Source organism: Thalassospira australica (genome assembly GCF_044790785.1).
Classification (GTDB): domain Bacteria; phylum Pseudomonadota; class Alphaproteobacteria; order Rhodospirillales; family Thalassospiraceae; genus Thalassospira; species Thalassospira australica_A.
On sequence record NZ_CP085258.1, the window covers coordinates 2,545,647 to 2,563,935 of the forward strand.

At 56.0% G+C, this 18,289-nt stretch carries 13 protein-coding genes; 2 read left to right on the plus strand and 11 right to left on the minus strand.

Annotated features, from left to right (window positions below; all coding sequences use genetic code 11):
* The first annotated feature begins 81 nt into the window (after positions 1-81).
* Positions 82-1,122, plus strand: a complete 1,041-nt coding sequence (locus LG297_RS12140; RefSeq protein ID WP_404420568.1) for a LacI family DNA-binding transcriptional regulator — start codon at positions 82-84, stop codon at positions 1,120-1,122.
* A 21-nt stretch (positions 1,123-1,143) separates the two neighbouring features.
* On the opposite strand, the gene fdhD is transcribed toward LG297_RS12140, so the two are convergent.
* The 11 genes from fdhD to LG297_RS12195 all read right to left on the minus strand — a co-directional run bounded on the left by fdhD (position 1,144) and on the right by LG297_RS12195 (position 16,952).
* On the minus strand, positions 1,144-1,950 hold the full coding sequence (gene fdhD / locus LG297_RS12145) for a formate dehydrogenase accessory sulfurtransferase FdhD (protein WP_404420570.1): 807 nt from the start codon (positions 1,948-1,950) through the stop codon (positions 1,144-1,146).
* Between the two features lie 9 nt (positions 1,951-1,959).
* The gene (locus LG297_RS12150) at positions 1,960-3,216 is read right to left on the minus strand and encodes a cytochrome P450 (protein WP_404420572.1); all 1,257 of its coding nucleotides are present in this window, start codon (positions 3,214-3,216) and stop codon (positions 1,960-1,962) included.
* Positions 3,217-3,340: 124 nt separating this feature from the next.
* Positions 3,341-3,571: a formate dehydrogenase subunit delta gene (locus tag LG297_RS12155; protein WP_404420574.1), complete on the minus strand. Its 231-nt coding sequence runs from the start codon at positions 3,569-3,571 to the stop codon at positions 3,341-3,343.
* Between the two features lie 95 nt (positions 3,572-3,666).
* A complete protein-coding gene (fdhF, locus tag LG297_RS12160) occupies positions 3,667-6,546 on the minus strand; it encodes a formate dehydrogenase subunit alpha (protein WP_404420576.1) in 2,880 nt (959 codons plus the stop codon).
* Positions 6,547-6,551: 5 nt separating this feature from the next.
* Positions 6,552-8,108, minus strand: a complete 1,557-nt coding sequence (locus LG297_RS12165) for a formate dehydrogenase beta subunit (protein WP_404420578.1) — start codon at positions 8,106-8,108, stop codon at positions 6,552-6,554.
* Positions 8,105-8,584 (minus strand): formate dehydrogenase subunit gamma, encoded by a 480-nt coding sequence (locus LG297_RS12170; protein ID WP_404420580.1) that lies wholly within the window; start codon positions 8,582-8,584, stop codon positions 8,105-8,107. Before LG297_RS12170 ends, LG297_RS12165 begins: the two co-directional genes overlap by 4 nt.
* 123 nt (positions 8,585-8,707) lie before the next feature.
* Positions 8,708-9,601 carry a LysR family transcriptional regulator gene (locus LG297_RS12175; protein WP_404420582.1) on the minus strand — a complete coding sequence of 298 codons (894 nt, stop codon included), beginning with the start codon at positions 9,599-9,601 and terminating at the stop codon, positions 8,708-8,710.
* A 206-nt stretch (positions 9,602-9,807) separates the two neighbouring features.
* Positions 9,808-11,550, minus strand: coding sequence for an OFA family MFS transporter (locus LG297_RS12180; RefSeq protein ID WP_404420584.1), 1,743 nt, complete (start codon positions 11,548-11,550; stop codon positions 9,808-9,810).
* 257 nt (positions 11,551-11,807) lie between these two features.
* A complete protein-coding gene (locus LG297_RS12185; protein WP_404420586.1) occupies positions 11,808-13,835 on the minus strand; it encodes a cache domain-containing protein in 2,028 nt (675 codons plus the stop codon).
* Positions 13,835-15,262 (minus strand): sigma-54-dependent transcriptional regulator, encoded by a 1,428-nt coding sequence (locus tag LG297_RS12190; RefSeq protein WP_404420588.1) that lies wholly within the window; start codon positions 15,260-15,262, stop codon positions 13,835-13,837. The genes LG297_RS12185 and LG297_RS12190 overlap by 1 nt, the downstream gene beginning before the upstream one ends.
* A gap of 190 nt (positions 15,263-15,452) precedes the next feature.
* A complete protein-coding gene (locus tag LG297_RS12195) occupies positions 15,453-16,952 on the minus strand; it encodes a CoA-acylating methylmalonate-semialdehyde dehydrogenase (protein ID WP_404420590.1) in 1,500 nt (499 codons plus the stop codon).
* Between the two features lie 146 nt (positions 16,953-17,098).
* On the opposite strand from LG297_RS12195, the gene LG297_RS12200 reads away from it, so the two are divergent.
* Positions 17,099-17,986: a LysR family transcriptional regulator gene (locus LG297_RS12200; protein ID WP_404420592.1), complete on the plus strand. Its 888-nt coding sequence runs from the start codon at positions 17,099-17,101 to the stop codon at positions 17,984-17,986.
* Positions 17,987-18,289: the final 303 nt, after the last annotated feature.

Here is an 18,289-nt window from a genome sequence, read left to right on the forward strand (position 1 = left end):
AAAGTCCAGAGCCGGGTCAAACCGGCCCTGGATCGACACTGGAACAATCCATAACGGATTGCCCTGCAACGAGAAACCGCTTTGCTTAGTGCACCGAAAAATACCGACGCCCTGAAAAACGGCGATCTGAAATCCGGCACGGTAACCATGGAAACCGTGGGACGACTGGCCGGTGTTTCTCAGGTGACGGTTTCTCGTGCCCTGAACGATCCGAAAAAGGTCTCGGCGAAGACGCTTAAACGCATTCAGGATGCGATTGAGCTGACCGGCTATGTACCCAACATGGTCGCCGGTGCTCTGGCATCCAAACGCAGCCAGTTAATCGCAGCTCTTGTGCCATCAATCACCAATGTCATCTATTCTGACCTCATGCAGAATTTCATCGATGTCATCCGCGGGTCGGGCTACCACGTTCTGATGGCAGAAACCGGCTTTTCACAGGAAGAAGAACAGGCGGTTCTGGCAACGATGTTAAGCCGTCGGCCCGATGGCATCCTTCTGACCGGTATCCATCATTCGGCGGGCTGCAAACGGATGTTGCTGGGGGCAGGCATTCCGGTGATCGAGGTATGGGATACGACGGAATCCCCGATTGATGTCTGTATCGGATTTTCCCATATCCGGGCTGGCGAAGAGATGGCGCAATTTGCCTATGACCGCGGCTATCGCAATGCCATGGCTGTATCGGCGGGCGATGAACGCGCATTGCGCCGCAAGGATGCATTTTGTACCCGGTTCGGCAAACTGACCGGCACAAAACCCGGTGCCGTCTGCTTTGAAAGCGGCGCAACGATTGAGCGCGGACGCAGCGGACTGGCTCAGGCGATCAAGAACGGTTTTACCAATGGTGTGATCATGTGCAGTTCCGACCTTCTCGCACATGGCGTTTTGATCGAGGCACAGGCGCGCGGTATTTCAGTCCCGGACGAGATTGCCGTTATCGGGTTCGGCAACCAGAACTTTTCGCCCTTTACCCTGCCCGCGCTGACGACGGTCGAAGTTGATCGCAAGCATCTGGGGACAGAGGCTGCCAAAGCCCTGATCGCGCGCATAGCCCATCAGGAACTCCCCCGCAACAGCATCGATATCGGGTTCGAGATTATCCCCCGCGCGTCGGCCTGATCGGCCCTCACGCCATCGGGATCAGGCAAAGCGCCGGAACAACCCGCGCCGTTCTCGGCAGATCATTGTCAATCCCGCCTGCCTTGCCAGATTGACCGCGGTTAATGTCGGTCCTGAAAGGGTCACAAGTCCGCCCACCCCGCATTGCACGGTTTTGGTGACAATTTCATAGGAACAGCGGCTGGTCATCAGGATGAAGCCACCCGTTTTGTCCACGCCCTCTCGCGCCACTGCGCCCAGAACCTTGTCCAGTGCGTTATGACGTCCGATATCCTCGCGCACGATGCGGATGGTGCCGGTGGCATCGACAAACGCACTGGCATGCAAAAGACCGCCGCCTTCGCGGTTGCGTGTCTGGAGTTCGGGAAGTGCCTCAATCGCACGCAAAACAACATCCTGTGGCATATTGCCCGGCACGACGGTGCCGATCTTGTCCATCGCAACCGCCTCAAGCGACTGAACACCGCAAAGCCCGCAGCCCGAACGTCCTTCAAGGGTGCGTTTGCGGGCATCAAGGCGATCAAACACATCTTCGTCCAGGTCGGCCTCGATCACATATCCCTGAAGGGTTTTGCGAACATCGCGAAGCGTGATCTGATCTATATGGTCGGCAACGCCCTCGGACAGGGAAAAACCGATGATGAAATCCTCAAGATCAAAGGGGGAAACCATCATCACCGCATGCGACCGGCCGTTGAAGGTAAGGGCTGCCGGGACTTCGGGCGGCAAAACCATCGGAGCGGCACCATCTTCGTCCGCCTTGTCCGAGGGGGCGACCACGGCCAAATCCTGTTTGCGGCTGTCAAAAATAGATCGGTCGTTTTTCATGGCACCCCGTCAATGATTGTGTCTGCGAATGTCGGCCAGAACAAATCCGTCGGCCGGTGCTGCGGGAATACGGTTCAGATGCAGTTTCATATCCTGATCAGGAACAGTGTAATGCATTTCGCGGCAAAGCAGGCGCACCGTTTCCTTCATGGTTTCAACCACGATCATTTCCCCGGGGCACCGATGACTGGTTTCGGTATCCCCTCCACCCTGCGGGACGAAATTGAAATCCTGGGATTTCCAGGATACCCGACGTTCGGGATCAAAATGCTCGGCATTGTCAAAATGGTTTTGATCACGGCTGGTACCAAACAGATCAAACAGCAGCCATTGCCCCTTTGGCAGCGTGTAGCCGTACCACTCGATGTCCCTTTTGGCCTTGGCCCCGACAAAGGGAAAGAACGGATAAAGCCGCCGGACTTCTTCGACAAACGGTTCGATAAATGTCTCGCCCCCGGTTTTAAAGCTGTCGCGCCACTGCGGATGTTCATGCAGGGCCAGGGCGGTAAAGGCGATGTATCGTCCGATGGCAACAATCGGGCGGAGGATATTAAGCAATTCGACCGTCGCGGTCTGCGCATCCAGCAATTCCCCATCGGGATCGCGATGTTTAGCAATGATGCAGATCGGACTTTCAGCCGCGGTGCTGATGTCACCGCGCCGGATCGCCTCAATCAGGGTTCTTAACGTCACCTCGATCTGATGGCGTTGCCAAAGGGCGGTCCACATTTTCGGGCCGAAACTGCCTGCCCGGTCAGACATGACAAACAGGGAATGGCTTAACTGCCGAAGGTCGGTATTTTCAACCGGCACACCACACCATTCGCAGGCCGCAATCGTCAGGACAAGGTTGGCCTCGTCAAGCAGGCGAACCGTGGGCCTGTGTTCCCATTCCTGCAGGCGCGACAGCCATGCGTCGCGAAAGGTCGCAACAAATGCTTTTGCCGCCGCCGGATTGGCAAGCATGCGAATGAACATCGCCTTGCGATCCCGGTGCTTTTCACCATCAAGCTGCTGAACACTGCCGGCGTCCTGCAACAGCCAAAGCGTTGTGGACGGCATCGCCCCCACACGGGTTGTATCGGGATGTTCGTAAAACAGATGGCCCGCCTCGGGACCACGCATGCAAATCACATTTTGCAACATCACGCGCGTTTCAAAAAAGTCCGTATCCAACGCATCGCACCGCCGGGAAATGAAATGATACCCTTCACGCATCAGCGCCAGAGTATTGTCAAATGCAGCATCACGGGGGATATCGTCCATTTTGCAGCCTCTTGCGTTATGTGCCCTTCCCGGATTGCGATCCGGGACATTACTCACGCAACACGGATACGGCCCGAAAGTTCCAGACGATATCGAACTTTCGCAAGATCACCTTGGCCCTTTTCTAGACCTTGGCGGGTTCTTTGACCTTGCGAATCATCGGGGCGGCTTCGATTACCAGCGGATGGAAACCGTCATGGCCGCTCTTGATCATGTCAAAAAGCTGCTTGCGCATCCGTGGCTCCCAGAAATCGCTGATATGCCCTGCCACCCCTGCCACACCTTCGGCATGAGGTTTGGATTTGAAAAAAGTCGCGATCTGATTGGCCATATAGACGAGTTTGTCAGGTGCCATTGGCGTTTAAACTCCCGCCGGAATTCTTGATTTACAGACGAAAACACCCGGTTTCATGATGATATCCTGTCATGAAACCGGGCAATGTTTCTCACCTATTCAGCCGCATCGACACGCGGAAGGATCCGGCGCGCCTGTTCGGCCTGCTTGTCATATTCCACCTGCCATTCGGTCGGCCCATTGCTGGGCGTGACCTGAACGGCGGTAACCTTGTATTCCGGGCAATTGGTCGCCCAGTCGCTATAATCGGTGGTGATCACGTTGGCCTGTGTGCCCGGATGGTGGAAGGTCGTGTAAACCACGCCCGGCGCAACCCGGTCGGTAATCGTCGCGCGAAGCGACGTTTCACCCGACCGCGACGCCAGACGTATCCAGTCCCTTTCGCGGATACCGCGCTGTTCGGCATCATGGGGATGAATTTCCAGCAGGTCTTCCTTGTGCCATGCGCTGTTGGCCGTCCGTCGGGTCTGTGCCCCCACGTTATATTGGCTAAGGATGCGCCCCGTCGTCAGCAATAGCGGGAAGCGCGGACCGGTACGTTCATCCGTTGCCACATATTCTGTCACAACAAACTTGCCCTTGCCACGCACAAAGCCGTCGATATGCATCACCGGCGTCCCCAGCGGTGCCTTTTCATTGCACGGCCACTGAACCGAACCCTCGCGTTCCAGAAGGTCATAACTGACCCCGGCAAAGCTTGGCGTGGTGTGGGCAATTTCATCCATGATCTGTGACGGATGGGTATAGTTCCAATCAAATCCCATCGCACGCGCCAGATTTTGCGTGACTTCCCAATCGGCAAAGCCGTTTTTCGGGCTCATCACCTTGCGCACACGGTTGATGCGGCGTTCGGCATTGGTAAATGTCCCGTCCTTTTCAAGGAAGGTTGAACCGGGCAGGAACACATGCGCATGATTTGCCGTTTCGTTCAGAAACAGGTCATGAACCACAACGCATTCCATTGCCGCAAGACCGGCGGCGACATGCTTGGTATCCGGGTCCGATTGCAGAATGTCTTCACCCTGAATGTAAATACCCTTGAACGTGCCTTCGACAGCGGCATCAAGCATGTTGGGAATGCGAAGACCCGGTTCGTCATCGAGTTTGACACCCCAGATTTTTTCAAACACGTCACGCGTCGCATCATCGGCAATATGGCGATAGCCCGGCAATTCATGCGGGAACGATCCCATATCGCACGAACCCTGCACGTTGTTCTGCCCGCGAAGCGGGTTCACCCCCACGCCCGGACGCCCGATATTACCCGTCGCCATTGCAAGATTGGCAATCGCCATCACGGTGGTCGACCCCTGGCTGTGTTCGGTCACGCCAAGCCCGTAATAGATCGCGCCATTTCCACCGCGGGCAAAAATACGCGCCGCCTTGCGCACGGTTTCTGCCGGAACACCCGACTGGCGTTCGACTTCTTCCGGGCTGTTTTGTGGACTGGATACAAACGCTGCCCAATCCTGAAATTCATCCCAGTCGCACCGTTCGCGAATGAATGCCTCGTCAAACAGGCCTTCGGTTACGATCACATGCGCAAGCGACGTCAGAACCGCAACGTTCGTCCCCGGACGCAATGCCAGATGGGCGGCAGCCTTGATATGTGGCGTGCGCACCAGATCAATACGGCGCGGGTCAATCACGATCAGCTCCGCCCCCTGACGCAACCGCTTTTTCAGGCGCGATGCAAAAACAGGGTGCCCGTCCGTCGGGTTGGCCCCGATCAGGATCACGACGTCTGTATGCTCGACACTGTCAAAATCCTGTGTTCCGGCCGATGTCCCGAATGTGGTTTTAAGGCCATAACCGGTCGGCGAATGACAGACACGCGCACAGGTATCGACGTTGTTATTGCCAAACCCGGCCCGGATCAGCTTCTGCACAAGGAAGGTTTCCTCGTTCGTGCAACGCGATGACGTAATCCCGCCAATCGCGGCCTTGCCGTATTTTGCCTGAATTGAACGGAACTTGTCCGCCGTGTATCTCAGGGCTTCTTCCCAACTGACTTCGCGCCACGGATCAGACGTGTTTTCGCGGATCATCGGGTTCAGGATACGGTCCTTATGGCTGGCATAGCCATAGGCAAACCGACCCTTGACGCATGAATGCCCGCGGTTGGCCTTGCCATCCTTGTACGGCACCATGCGCACCAACTCATCGCCGCGCATTTCCGCCTTGAACGAACAGCCGACCCCGCAATAGGCACAGGTGGTGACGACCGAATGTTCAGGCTGACCGATTTCGATCACCGATTTTTCCTGAAGCGTTGCCGTCGGGCAGGCCTGAACACAGGCACCGCACGACACGCATTCTGAATCCATGAAGTTTTCATGCATACCGGGCGACACCCGGCTTTCAAACCCGCGCCCCTCGATCGTCAGGGCGAAGGTCCCCTGCACTTCCTCACATGCCCGCACGCAACGCGAACAGACGATACATTTCGACGGGTCATAGGTGAAATACGGGTTGCTCTCGTCCTTGGCCATATAGCGCGGATTTTCCTCGCCATTCTGGCGGGTTTTGACGTGGTTTTCGCCGTCATAGCCATATCGTACATCACGCAGGCCAACCACACCCGCCATGTCCTGCAATTCGCAATCGCCATTGGCCGCACAGGTCAGACAATCCAGCGGGTGATCGGAAATATAAAGTTCCATCACGCCCTTGCGAATTTTCTTCAATCTTTCAGTCTGGGTATGAACAACCATGCCATCCGCGACCGGGGTCGTGCAGGATGACGGGGTGCCATTACGACCTTCGATTTCAACCAGACACAGGCGGCATGACCCAAACGCATCAACCATATCGGTTGCGCACAGTTTCGGCACCTGAATGCCCGCCTCCATCGAGGCGCGCATGATCGACGTGCCTTCGGGCACGGTCACATCAAATCCGTCGACATTGAGTGTAACGGTCTTTTCAGATTTGGCGGCGGGGGTTCCGTAGTCGACTTCTTTTACCAAGGACATCGTTCTCACTCCGCGGCTATGTCAAGCGCATGGGGCTTGAAATCATCAGGGAAATGGGTCAGCGCACTCATCACCGGATAGGGCGTAAACCCGCCCAGCGCACATAGCGACCCGAACTTCATCGTTTCACACAGATCGGCCAGAAGTTCCTTCTGCATTTCGGGATCTTCGCCGCGTGCGATTTTATCTACAACTTCGGTACCGCGTGTTGACCCAATGCGGCATGGCGTGCATTTGCCACATGATTCAATCGCACAGAATTCCATGGCAAATCGGGCCTGCTTCATCATGTCGACACTGTCGTCAAACACGACAACACCGGCATGACCGATCAAACCGTCCGCCTTGGCAAAGGCCTCGTAATCAAACGGCGTATCAAACAGGTCACGCGGGAAATATGCGCCAAGCGGACCACCGACCTGAACGGCCTTGACCGGGCGGCCGCTTGCCGTACCCCCACCGATCTGATCAACAATTTCACCCAGTGTCAGGCCAAAGGCCGTTTCATAAAGGCCGCCATGTTTAACATTGCCCGCAATCTGGATCGGAATGGTCCCACGCGAACGACCCATACCGAAATCGCGATAATATTCCGCCCCCTTTTCAAGGATCACCGGCACCGAACACAACGAGATAACGTTGTTAACAACCGTCGGCCGGGCCATGAAGCCCTCAAGGGCCGGAAGCGGCGGCTTGGCGCGGACAACGCCCCGCTTGCCTTCCATGCTGTTCAAAAGCGAGGTTTCCTCGCCACATACATAGGCACCCGCACCCATGCGGACTTCCATGTCGAATGCGTAATCCGATCCCAGAACCTTGGGACCCAGCAGTTTGTTTGCCCGTGCGACTTCTATTGCTTCGTTCATGATACGGATCGCATCAGGATATTCCGACCTTGTATAGACATACCCCTTGGTCGCCCCCGTCGCCAGACCGGCAATAATCATCCCTTCGATCAGGACGAAGGGCTCGCCCTCCATGATCATGCGGTCGGCAAATGTGCCGCTGTCGCCTTCGTCGGCATTACAGACGATATATTTCTGATCACCCGGCGCCTGCCGCACGGTATTCCATTTGATACCCGTCGGAAAACCGGCACCACCGCGCCCGCGAAGGCCAGAATCCGTCACTGCCTTGACGATATCCTCGGACGTCATCTTAAGGGCATTTTCAAGCCCCTTGAGACCGTCATTGGCACGGTAATCGTCAAGCGACACCGGATCGATAATCCCGCACCGCTGGAAGGTCAGGCGTCTCTGCGCCTTCAGGAACGGGATATCCTGCGTATGTCCAAGATACCGTTTATGTTCGCCACCCCTCAGGAACCCGGCATCAAACAGACTGTCGACATCCTCGACTGCGACCGGGCCATATGCCAGACGCCCGCGCGATGTTTCGACCTCGACCATCGGCTCCAGCCAATACATACCAAACGAACCGTTACGCACGATCTGGATATCTTCGCCGCGCTTTGCTGCCGCAGATGCAATCGCGCTTGCGACCTCATCCGCCCCAAGCGCAACCGAACCGGAGTCAAGCGGGACGTAAATCCTGACTGTCATGATCCCACCTCGCTCAGGATGCGATCAAGGCGATCCTTGCTGACACGACCGACAACCTTGCCATCGACCATCGCCGCCGGGGCGCAGGCACAAAGCCCAAGGCAGAATACCGGTTCAAGCGTGACATTCCGGTCGCTTGTCGTTTCCGACCAGCCGACTTTCAGCTTGCGTTTGGCATGGTCCGCAACGTCATCCGCCCCCATGGCCTGGCAGGCTTCGGCACGACATATCTTGATGACATGCTTACCGGGTTTTTCTTCACGGAAATCGTGATAAAAACTGGCAACGCCGTGGACTTCCGCCCGGCTGAGATTGAGTTTCCTGGCGATTGTCTGAAGGGCGCCATCGGGAATAAAGCCGAATTCCTCCTGTACTTCATGCAGGATCGGCAAAAGCGGCCCTTCAAGCCCGGCCAAACCATCACAGATGGTACCGACGCGGACGGATATTTCCTCGGTCGTCTCTGATAAAGACATGCAAGCCTCTCTCACTTAGCAGTCTATTGAATTCTTTGTTATTCCATCCAGTGTCGGTGATTGCCAACGTCTGTTCAATAAAGCGATCCCGTTACGCGATAGCGAAAACCTATCAAGGGGTTTTCAGACCGGTTCCAGTTCCGAAATATTCTTTGCCTCTTTCAACAAGGCCGACACAACCGGCGTCGCCGGTTCCCGTTTTGCCGCAATCATGCCCACCAGATGCGATGCATCGGGATCGACAATCGGGATCGATTTGACCCGGTCGCGCATGCTGAATTCCTTGACCATCTTGACCGGCATGATGCTGGCCCAGTTGCCGGTATGCACATGGGTAAAAAGCGCAATCATCGAATCACTTTCCAGCGTCGGGCTGACGCGCGCACCTGCCTCGGTCAGATGCTGATTGATAATCCGCCGGTTCTGCATGTCGGGCGTCAATAGGCACAGCGGAAATTCGGCGGCCTCGCGCCAGGTAATACTTTCGCGATCCCCGATATCATCGAAATTCGACGTCACTAGATGATAGCGTTCATAATAAAGCGGGATCGATGTCACCCGGCCAAGCGGCTCATTATCCAGATAGGTGATCCCGACATCGATTTGAAGGTTATCCAGCAATGCCTGAATTTCCACCGAGGTTCGCGACAGGACGGAAAAAGTTACATCCGGATGCTTTTCGCGAAACGGCGTGGTCAGTTCATGGACCATCGATAATGCCGTCGGAATAACCGCAATCTGCACCTGCCCGGTCAGACCGAACCGCATGGCGCGCATTTCATCGCGCATCGACCGCGAACTGCCGACAATATGACGTGCCCATTCCAGAACCCGCTCCCCCTCGGGCGTTAACCCCTGATAACGCGAACCACGCCGCACCAGCACCACACCAAGATGGTCTTCAAGCTGGCGCAGGGCACTGGAAAGTGTCGGTTGCGTCACGCCGCACTCCTCCGCGGCATGGCCAAAATGCTGCTCGCGGGCGAGCACCATAAACATTTCAAGTTTGTCGATCATGGCGTATCCGGCGCCTTTCCGGGTTATCCCGTTTTTGTAGCGCAGTTAAACAGGTTGATAGACACCTTGAGCGGGCGGCGTCCTGTTTGCAGGATAACCCATTTTACGGGTCATCCTGCAACAAAACCGGACATGAAAATACCAATGCGTCTTCATGTCCGACGGCACCGGTCCGGGTTGTGCCGACCGGTGCCAGAGACAGCAAGTTACGCTTCGGAAGTCGCCTCACGACCGGACGGTGCCGGTTTGGCGGGTTTCGCCGACGTTTCCATGTAATGCTTTTCGGCAATCGGTTTGACCAGCGCGTTAGCAATCAGGCCAACCACCAAAAGTGCTGCCATGGCATACATGGTCGTGTTGTACAGACCTGGCGTCGGATCGACCGTCCCGGTCGGGGCGATTTCCATCAGACGGCCAATGGTAACGGTGTTGGCCGCGATCAGCTGATCAAGCTGATCCATACCGGCACCAAACTTCGCCTGAAAAGCTGCCGGATCAACTTTCGCGGCCAGATCCCTGATCGAATTCCCTACCGAAGTTTCACGCAACTGGGTGATGGCAACCGGACCAAGCACACCGGCAACACTCCATGCGGTCAGAAGACGGCCATGGATACCGCCAACATATTTGGTCCCGAACACATCGGCCAGATAGGCCGGAATGGTTGCAAAACCGCCACCATACATCGTGAAAATGATCATGGTTGCGCCATAGAACATCACAAGCCACGTCACGACCGGGTCCACACTGACCTGCCCCGCCGCATACGGGATCGACAGATACAGCACGATGCCAAGGATAAAGAAGCAGTAATAGGTATTCTTGCGCCCGATATAATCCGATGTCGACGCCCAGAAGAACCGGCCGCACATGTTAAACACCGAAATCATGAACACATAGGTCGCAGCAAAGCCGGAATTGACGATCAGCGGCAGGGTACTGCCAAAAATTTCGCTCATCATCGTTTTTGCGACACCAAGCACACCGATGCCCGCCGTCACGTTAAAGCACAGCACGATCCACAGCAGATAGAATTGCGGCGTTTTCAGCGCCTGATCTATGTGGACATTCTTGCGCGTAATCATGCGCTTGGAGGCTTCCTCGCCCGTGGGCGGTGTCCAGCCGGCTGGCAGCCACCCTTCACGCGGCACGCGATAGGACAGGGCCGCAATGATCATCACAATGAAATAGGCAACACCAAGTGTAATGAAGGTCGCCGCCGCACCGGTGTTGCCGGTGCCTGCCACATAAACGCCTTCCTCGATCGGAACGGGTGCCGATGCCACCTGTGCCGCCCCCGCGATCACAACCTCGACCATTTGACCGCCGACTTCGGCCATACGTTTGCCGCCTTCGGTCACAAGGGTGACGGCACTTTCCGGGCCAAGATATTCCGGCACCTTGTAGAACAGCGAAAGCAGACCTTCCTTGATCGGCGTTGCGATCATCGCACCACCGCCAAAGCCCATGATGGCCATACCGGTTGCCATACCGCGCCGGTCCGGGAACCAGCGGATCAGCGTTGAAACCGGTGACACATAGCCAAGGCCAAGACCGGCCCCGCCAATCACACCATATCCCAGATAAACCAGCCAAAGCTGATGAGTAGCAATCCCGAGGCCGCCAATGATAAAACCACCGCCCCAGCAGCAGGCAGCAACAACCCCGACCATACGCGGGCCGACTTCTTCAAGCCACTTGCCGCCGAATGCCGCCGCAAGACCAAGGCAGACAATGGCGACCGAGAAAATCCAGACAACGGATTGCAGCCCCCAGTCACCGGAACTTGCGGCAACAACGCCGAATTCCTTGATCAAGGGCGGATTGAAAATCGACCACGCATAGACCGAGCCGATGCAAAGATGAATGGCGATGGATGCTGGCGGTACTTTCCAGCGGTTGAAATCGTCCCCTGCGACGATATGTTCTTTTTTAAGGCGATCAAACATTTGTGTTTTCCTCCCGGTATTTGTTCATCCGGCGACCCCATCCCCCCATATTTGGATGAATGCTGCATGGCCATATCGGTAAGACCTGGAAATGACACTGTGGCAATCGCTATGCCATTCAGTCTGTTGCCTGATTTTCTGGAAGTTTTTGAAAGACAATCATCATGTTGCGGCGCACGCGCACAGACAAAATGTCCAACATTTTTTTACTGTGCAATGCACCATCCGGACAAAATGTCCAATCCCTGACGGGATAATCAGTCCGCCTCGGGCAACCAGATGGTGAATAACGTTCCCTTGCCTGGCTCGCTTTCAACCGTCATGGTTCCGCCTTGCCGGTCAATCAGGGTTTTACTGATCGACAACCCCAACCCTGTACCTTCACGGCGCTTGGTCGTGTAGAAAGGATCGAAAATACGGCCCAGTATTTCGGGCGACATGCCCGTACCCGTATCGCGGATCGAAATGCGAATGCCGGGTTTTTCTTTCTGGTCAAAATCCTCGTCAATCAGGGTTAGCGTACCGCTGCCGGGCATCGCGTGCAGCGCATTGACCATAAGATTGACCAGCACCTGCTGCAATTCCGTCCGGTTCATCAGGATAAGCCGCGTGGCCAGACTTTCACGTGATACCTCAATATCGGCCTTGTTCAACAAATGCTGCACCAAAGGCAGGCAATCGCCAATCACCTCGCCCGGTGAATGGCGCTCGACAAATCCGGCATATTCTTCGGGTTTGGCAAATTGCAGAAGCTTGGTCACAATCAGGTTGATGCGGCTGACCTGTTCATCAATCAGCCGGAATTCGGTTTCCGCCAGCCGCACATTTTCACCCAGCAGGTCCCGCACCACATCAAGGTTCCCCTGAAGGACGGCCACCGGGTTATTGATTTCATGCGCCACACCGGCTGTAATTTCGCCAATCGCAGCGAGTTTTTCGGACATGATCAACTGCTTGGTCGTTGCTTCAAGTTGCCGGTTGGCTTCGCGCAGTTCGCTGGTCCGGGCATCCACCCGCGCGTTCAGTTCCTCGTTCCAGGCCCGCAATCGCTTGTCACGTTCCTGCACCTGATCCAACAGATCATCAAGATGTTCAGCCACCAGCGATATTTCATCCTGCACCTGATTGATCCGGGTACGCGCGCCAAGATCGCCGCTTTCGACCCGCGCAATCGTTTGCGTCACCCGCTCCAGCGGCTTGAAAATACCGCGCGCCCAGCGCAAAAAGATAGGTACACTTAACGTCGCGACAAACAGAAACGCCGCAATGATAATCAACAGGCTTTCATATTTCGTCTGGGCAAACGGTGCCTCAAGGAACCCGACATACAGCATCCCGACCCGCTTGCCAAAGCTGTCCACAATCGGCTCATAGGCAGAAATATACCAATCATTGACGACAAACGCGCTATCGAGCCACACCTTGCCGTCTTCCAGAACATTCTGGCGCACCGCCGCTGATACCCGCGTGCCAAGCGCGCGCCGCCCTTCAAACAGCCGCACATTGGTGCTGATCCGCACATCGTCGAGAAACAGGGTCGCCGTGCCCTGGCTGCCTTCGGGAAGACTACCTTGGCGGTAAACCAGATCATTGATCGTATCGATAAAGACAAGGTTCTGGTTCAACAATATTCCGCCAACCAGCGCGCCGTCTATCCCCTCTGCCCCGATCATCGGCAGGGATACATGGCTTGCGGAATGCACTACCATGCCACGCGTTTCTGCATCGCGCGTGGTTGGCTCCGCATTGGGTGTCTGCACCAGATCAAGCCGTGCACGCGCCGCCAGACCGGGCGAAATCGCCGCCAGATCGGCATTGTCAAATATATCCACCCCGGTCAAGGATGCCCCCGAAAGGGCCGCCGCAATCACCGGCCAGTCGGCATCAAGGCGCGGCGTGGCCTGCCTTGGCGCTGCCCCTGAAACAATCCCCTGCCGATTGGCGATATACAGGAAATCAAGGCCAAGCTCGGCCTGCTTTTTAGCCAGCAGATCATCAATCCGCATCCGGTCCCCCGATATCAGAACATCACGAAACGTCACTGATTGGCCAAGGGCCTCGATCTGTTCGCCGGTGGTTTCAAGGATATGGGTGAAATATTGATGGGCAATCGTCAGGTCGCCATTGACCTTTGATGTCAAAAGCGCGTCAAACTTGCTGTTCCAGCGCACCATCATCACGCCCAGCAAAAGCGGCAGGATGACCAGTGTTGGCAATAACGCAATCGCCAGCAATTTAAACCGGACAGACCGGGTGCGTTTGGCTCGGCGGCCCGGCCACTGCATCAGTCGGCCCAATCGGCAAATTTGCGATCAATCGTCTTGCGTGAAATGCCCAGACGCCGTGCGGCTTCATTGCGGTTGCCGCCGGTCTTGTGCAACATTGCCATGATGTGGCGACGTTCCATTTCCTCCAGTGTCTCGTCATGGTCTGTCTGCCCTTCGGCACCGGCCTGCTCGTCACGGAATTCCGCCGGGAACCGCCCCAGGATCAGAGTACGTTCGACAAGGTTGCGCAATTCGCGCACATTCCCCGGCCAGTCATATCGTGTCAATCCGGCCCGAACCGCCCCATCCATCGCGACTTGCGGTACGCCAAGCTGCTTGGATAGCTTGCTCATGAACAGGCTGGCAAGTTCAAGCACGTCATCGCCGCGATCACGCAGGGGCGGCATGGCGATATGCATGACATTGATCCGGTAAAACAGATCGGCACGGAACCGGCCTGCCTCGACCTCTGCCTCAAGATCGGCATTGGTGGCAAAGATGAATCGCAAATCAACCGGTGCCTCGCGCTCCGACCCTACCGGGCGAATACGGCGGCTTTCAATCGCGCGCAAAAGCTTGCTTTGCGTCGCCAGCGACAATTCACCAACCTCGTCCAGAAACAGGGTGCCGCCCTGCGCATGCATGAAAAGCCCGTCGCGCGTGGTTTGCGCCCCGGTAAAGGCTCCCTTAAGGTGTCCAAACAATTCGGCCTCGATCATTTCGGACGGAATCGCGGCACAATTGATCGGCACGAACGGCTTTTCGGCACGATCTGATAGCGCATGCAGGGAACGCGCCGTCACTTCCTTGCCCGTACCGCTTTCCCCGGAAATCAGGATCGATGTCGGAAGTGGCGCGACCCGCGCAATCGTTTCGCGGATTTCCTGGATTTGCGCCGAATAACCAATCAGCTTGTCGCGCAGCAAGACATGATCGGACGTTGCACGCAATTCATGGCGTAGAACATGGTTTTCGCGCCGTAACCGCATCCGGTCAAGGCAGCGCGCCACCGCGTTCAAAATCTGGTTGGATCGAAACGGTTTCAGGACAAAGTCAACCGCCCCGGCCCGCAATGCCTTGATCGCGGTATCCAGATCGGCATAGGCCGTCATCAGGATGGCATCGGAAAAAAAGCCGATCTCGCGCTGCTCGGTCAACCACTCAACCCCGGACTTGCCCGGCATGATGTTATCAAGGATCACGACATCAAAATGATGCTGATCGAGAAGCTTGGTCGCTTCTTCGCAATCGGCGGCTTCCTCGACCCGTTTGGCACGCGGCCCCAATGTGCGGACAAGGAAATTGCGCATCCCCGGTTCGTCATCGACAATCAGGATCGATGCCTTTTCCAGCCACGGTCCGAATTCCGGCCCCGGCTTGCCATCCGGTTGCGATGCAGGTAAAGATGCCGCCAAATCCGGCGCACCCATTGCACTCGATCTCATTGATATTCCTCCGCCGATCTTCCCGGTCATTTTGTTTTTATTTTTTCGAAGATTAGATCAGCAGCACCTGAAAAGCAAAACCGTTGGTCGCATTCCTCAAAGTTCTTCGCGCAAGCACAATAAAAATCGGGCGGGAAACCAATGTTCCCCGCCCGATAGGCTCAGTTTAGGATTTATGCTGCCAGCGGCATCACTTCATCGTCGGCATGACGAATTCGGCACCCTTGCGAATGCCCGTCGGCCAGCGCGAGGTGATGGTTTTAAGGCGGGTATAGAACCGCACACCTTCCATGCCATGCATGTGGTGATCGCCAAACAGAGATGCCTTCCAGCCGCCGAATGAATGGAACGCCATCGGAACCGGGATCGGCACATTGATGCCGACCATGCCGGTCTGGGTGCGGTTGGCAAATTCACGCGCCGTATCGCCATCGCGGGTAAAGATCGCAGTACCATTGCCATATTCATGGCTATCAACAAGATCGGCAGCGGTTTCAAAATCATCGGTCCGAACGATCGACAGGACCGGGCCGAAAATTTCTTCCTTATAGATCGTCATGTCGGGCGTGACATTATCAAACAAGGTGCCGCCAACGAAATAGCCGTCTTCATAGCCCTGCAAACGAATGTCGCGGCCGTCCACAACCAGCTTCGCGCCTTCTTCAACGCCCTTGTTGATGTAACCGACAACCTTGTCGCGATGCTGCGCAGTGACAAGTGGGCCCATCTCGGCTGCCGGATCTGTCCCTGGTGCGACGCGAAGCTCGTTAATGCGCGGGACAAGCTTTTCGACCAGCGCATCCGCCGTCGCCTTGCCGACCGGCACCGCAACCGAAATCGCCATGCACCGTTCGCCAGCCGATCCATATGCCGCTCCCATCAAGGCATCCACCGCCTGATCCATATCGGCATCCGGCATCACGATCATGTGGTTTTTCGCACCACCCAGCGCCTGGCAACGTTTGCCCTGCGCGGTCGCGGTTTCATAGATATATTTCGCAATCGGGGTCGACCCGACAAAGCTGATCGCGCTCACATCCGGGTCAAACAGCAACGCATCAACCGCTTCTTTGTCGCCCTGAACAACGTTGAACACGCCATCGGGAAGACCTGCCTCGCTCAGCCATTCGGCGAGCAGAAGCGACGCCGACGGATCGCGTTCCGACGGTTTGAGAATAAAACAGTTGCCGCAGGCAAGCGCGACCGGGAACATCCACATCGGCACCATCGCCGGGAAGTTGAAAGGCGTAATACCCGCAACAATGCCAAGCGGCTGGCGCACCGAATGGCTATCAACCTTGGTGCCGACATTCTCGGTAAACTCGCCCTTCAAAAGCTGCGGCGCGCCAGTGGCAAACTCAACAACCTCGATACCGCGGGTAACTTCGCCCAGCGCATCCGAAAGCACCTTGCCGTGCTCGGCAGTGATCGCGGCGGCCAATTCTTCGGAACGGCTTTCAAGAATGCCAAGGAATTTATTGAGGATACGGGCACGACGCAGCGGCGTGGTATTGGCCCATTCGGCGGCCACCGCACGTGCGCTTTCAACAGCCGTCCGAACCTCGGCCTTGGATGCAAGGTCAACCGTCGCACTCTGCTGACCGGTGGCCGGGTTGAACACGGCAGCACTGCGGCCCGATTTGCCGGCAACACGTTTGCCGTTGATGTAATGGGTGATCTGGCTGGACATTCGGCTTCTCCCGATAATCTGATGATCTTTTGTTGCGGGTCATAAAAAAACTGCCCGCAAAGTATGCCGATTATGGATATGCATATGGATGCACATCAATTATCATTATTGCAAATTCGATGTGCAATTTTTAAAGTCGACTAATCATGGATTGGGACCGCATTCGCATATTCCTTGCTGTTGCCAGACAAGGACAAATCCTGTCGGCTGCCCGTCAGCTTGGCCTGAACCACGCCACAGTCGGTCGACAATTGACCGCGCTGGAACAGGAACTTGGCACCAAGCTTGTCGAACGGCGCACTACCGGATCGGAACTGACCGAGGCCGGAAAGGCGCTAATGGGTGCGGCAGAGGCCGCAGAATCCGCCTTCCTTAAAGTCGGCACCGCCTTCCCCAACCGGGCAGAAGGCATCGTCGGGACCGTACGTGTCGGCGTACCCGACGGGCTTGGCAACTATTTTCTGGCGCGCGAACTGGCTGGCTTTGCCGCCCAGCATCCCGATCTGGTGATCCAGCTTGTGCCGCTGCCGCGCACCTTCTCGTTATCACAACGCGAGGCCGATATCGCCATCACCCTTGACCGCCCCAAACAGGGGCGGCTGGTGATCAAAAAACTGACCGACTACTCGCTCAGCGTCTATGCATCCCAAAGCTACATCACACAATATGGCGCGATCCGGTCGGAACGCGATCTGACCGACCGGTTGTTCGTCACCCATATCGAAGACCTGATTTACAGCCGCGCGCTTGATTACGCCGCACGCCTCGGCAAACTGATGAAGCGCCGCTTTGAATGCGGCAGTGTGGTCGCCCAGATGGAAGCGGTGCGCAACGGGCATGGCATTGGCATTTTGCATGATTATGCCGCACGCAATATGCCGGAACTGGTTCGGCTGTTACCCGATATCCATTTTATCCGGAACTACTGGATGCTGCTTCATCCCGATACCAAGGACACACGAACTGTTGCCGCCGTTGCTGATCATATTTCGCGAATCGTACGCGCGGCACGTGACCAGTTTGTTCTGGATTGATCCGGTTGATCAAACCTTGTCGGCAAGTCGCCAATCTGGCACTCCGGGGTCTGCTTTTTACCAAACCTGGCCATCGATAGATGCAGGCAATTCAATACTATACGTTTGATCGCAGGATCGAAGGCATACAGCGGTTTCTAATAAAGGCATTTGAATGCTCGGAGCCCCAAAAATCCAGCCTTTGGCTGCATTTTCATTTATTTAACATACAATTTTTCACGACAGTCTCTTGCAAAACAGGGCCGATCACGGCCATATTCTTTCAGATATGGTTGGGGGAAACAGCCAATTGTGATGCGGTCG

Bases quoted from the DNA above. Each gene is read 5' to 3' on its own strand.
- fdhD (WP_404420570.1), bottom strand. From the start codon at position 1,950: ATGAAAAACGACCGATCTATTTTTGACAGCCGCAAACAGGATTTGGCC.
- LG297_RS12150 (WP_404420572.1), bottom strand. From the start codon at position 3,216: ATGGACGATATCCCCCGTGATGCTGCATTTGACAATACTCTGGCGCTG.
- LG297_RS12155 (WP_404420574.1), bottom strand. From the start codon at position 3,571: ATGGCACCTGACAAACTCGTCTATATGGCCAATCAGATCGCGACTTTT.
- fdhF (WP_404420576.1), bottom strand. From the start codon at position 6,546: ATGTCCTTGGTAAAAGAAGTCGACTACGGAACCCCCGCCGCCAAATCT.
- LG297_RS12165 (WP_404420578.1), bottom strand. From the start codon at position 8,108: ATGACAGTCAGGATTTACGTCCCGCTTGACTCCGGTTCGGTTGCGCTT.
- LG297_RS12170 (WP_404420580.1), bottom strand. From the start codon at position 8,584: ATGTCTTTATCAGAGACGACCGAGGAAATATCCGTCCGCGTCGGTACC.
- LG297_RS12175 (WP_404420582.1), bottom strand. From the start codon at position 9,601: ATGATCGACAAACTTGAAATGTTTATGGTGCTCGCCCGCGAGCAGCAT.
- LG297_RS12180 (WP_404420584.1), bottom strand. From the start codon at position 11,550: ATGTTTGATCGCCTTAAAAAAGAACATATCGTCGCAGGGGACGATTTC.
- LG297_RS12185 (WP_404420586.1), bottom strand. From the start codon at position 13,835: ATGCAGTGGCCGGGCCGCCGAGCCAAACGCACCCGGTCTGTCCGGTTT.
- LG297_RS12190 (WP_404420588.1), bottom strand. From the start codon at position 15,262: ATGAGATCGAGTGCAATGGGTGCGCCGGATTTGGCGGCATCTTTACCT.
- LG297_RS12195 (WP_404420590.1), bottom strand. From the start codon at position 16,952: ATGTCCAGCCAGATCACCCATTACATCAACGGCAAACGTGTTGCCGGC.
- LG297_RS12200 (WP_404420592.1), top strand. From the start codon at position 17,099: ATGGATTGGGACCGCATTCGCATATTCCTTGCTGTTGCCAGACAAGGA.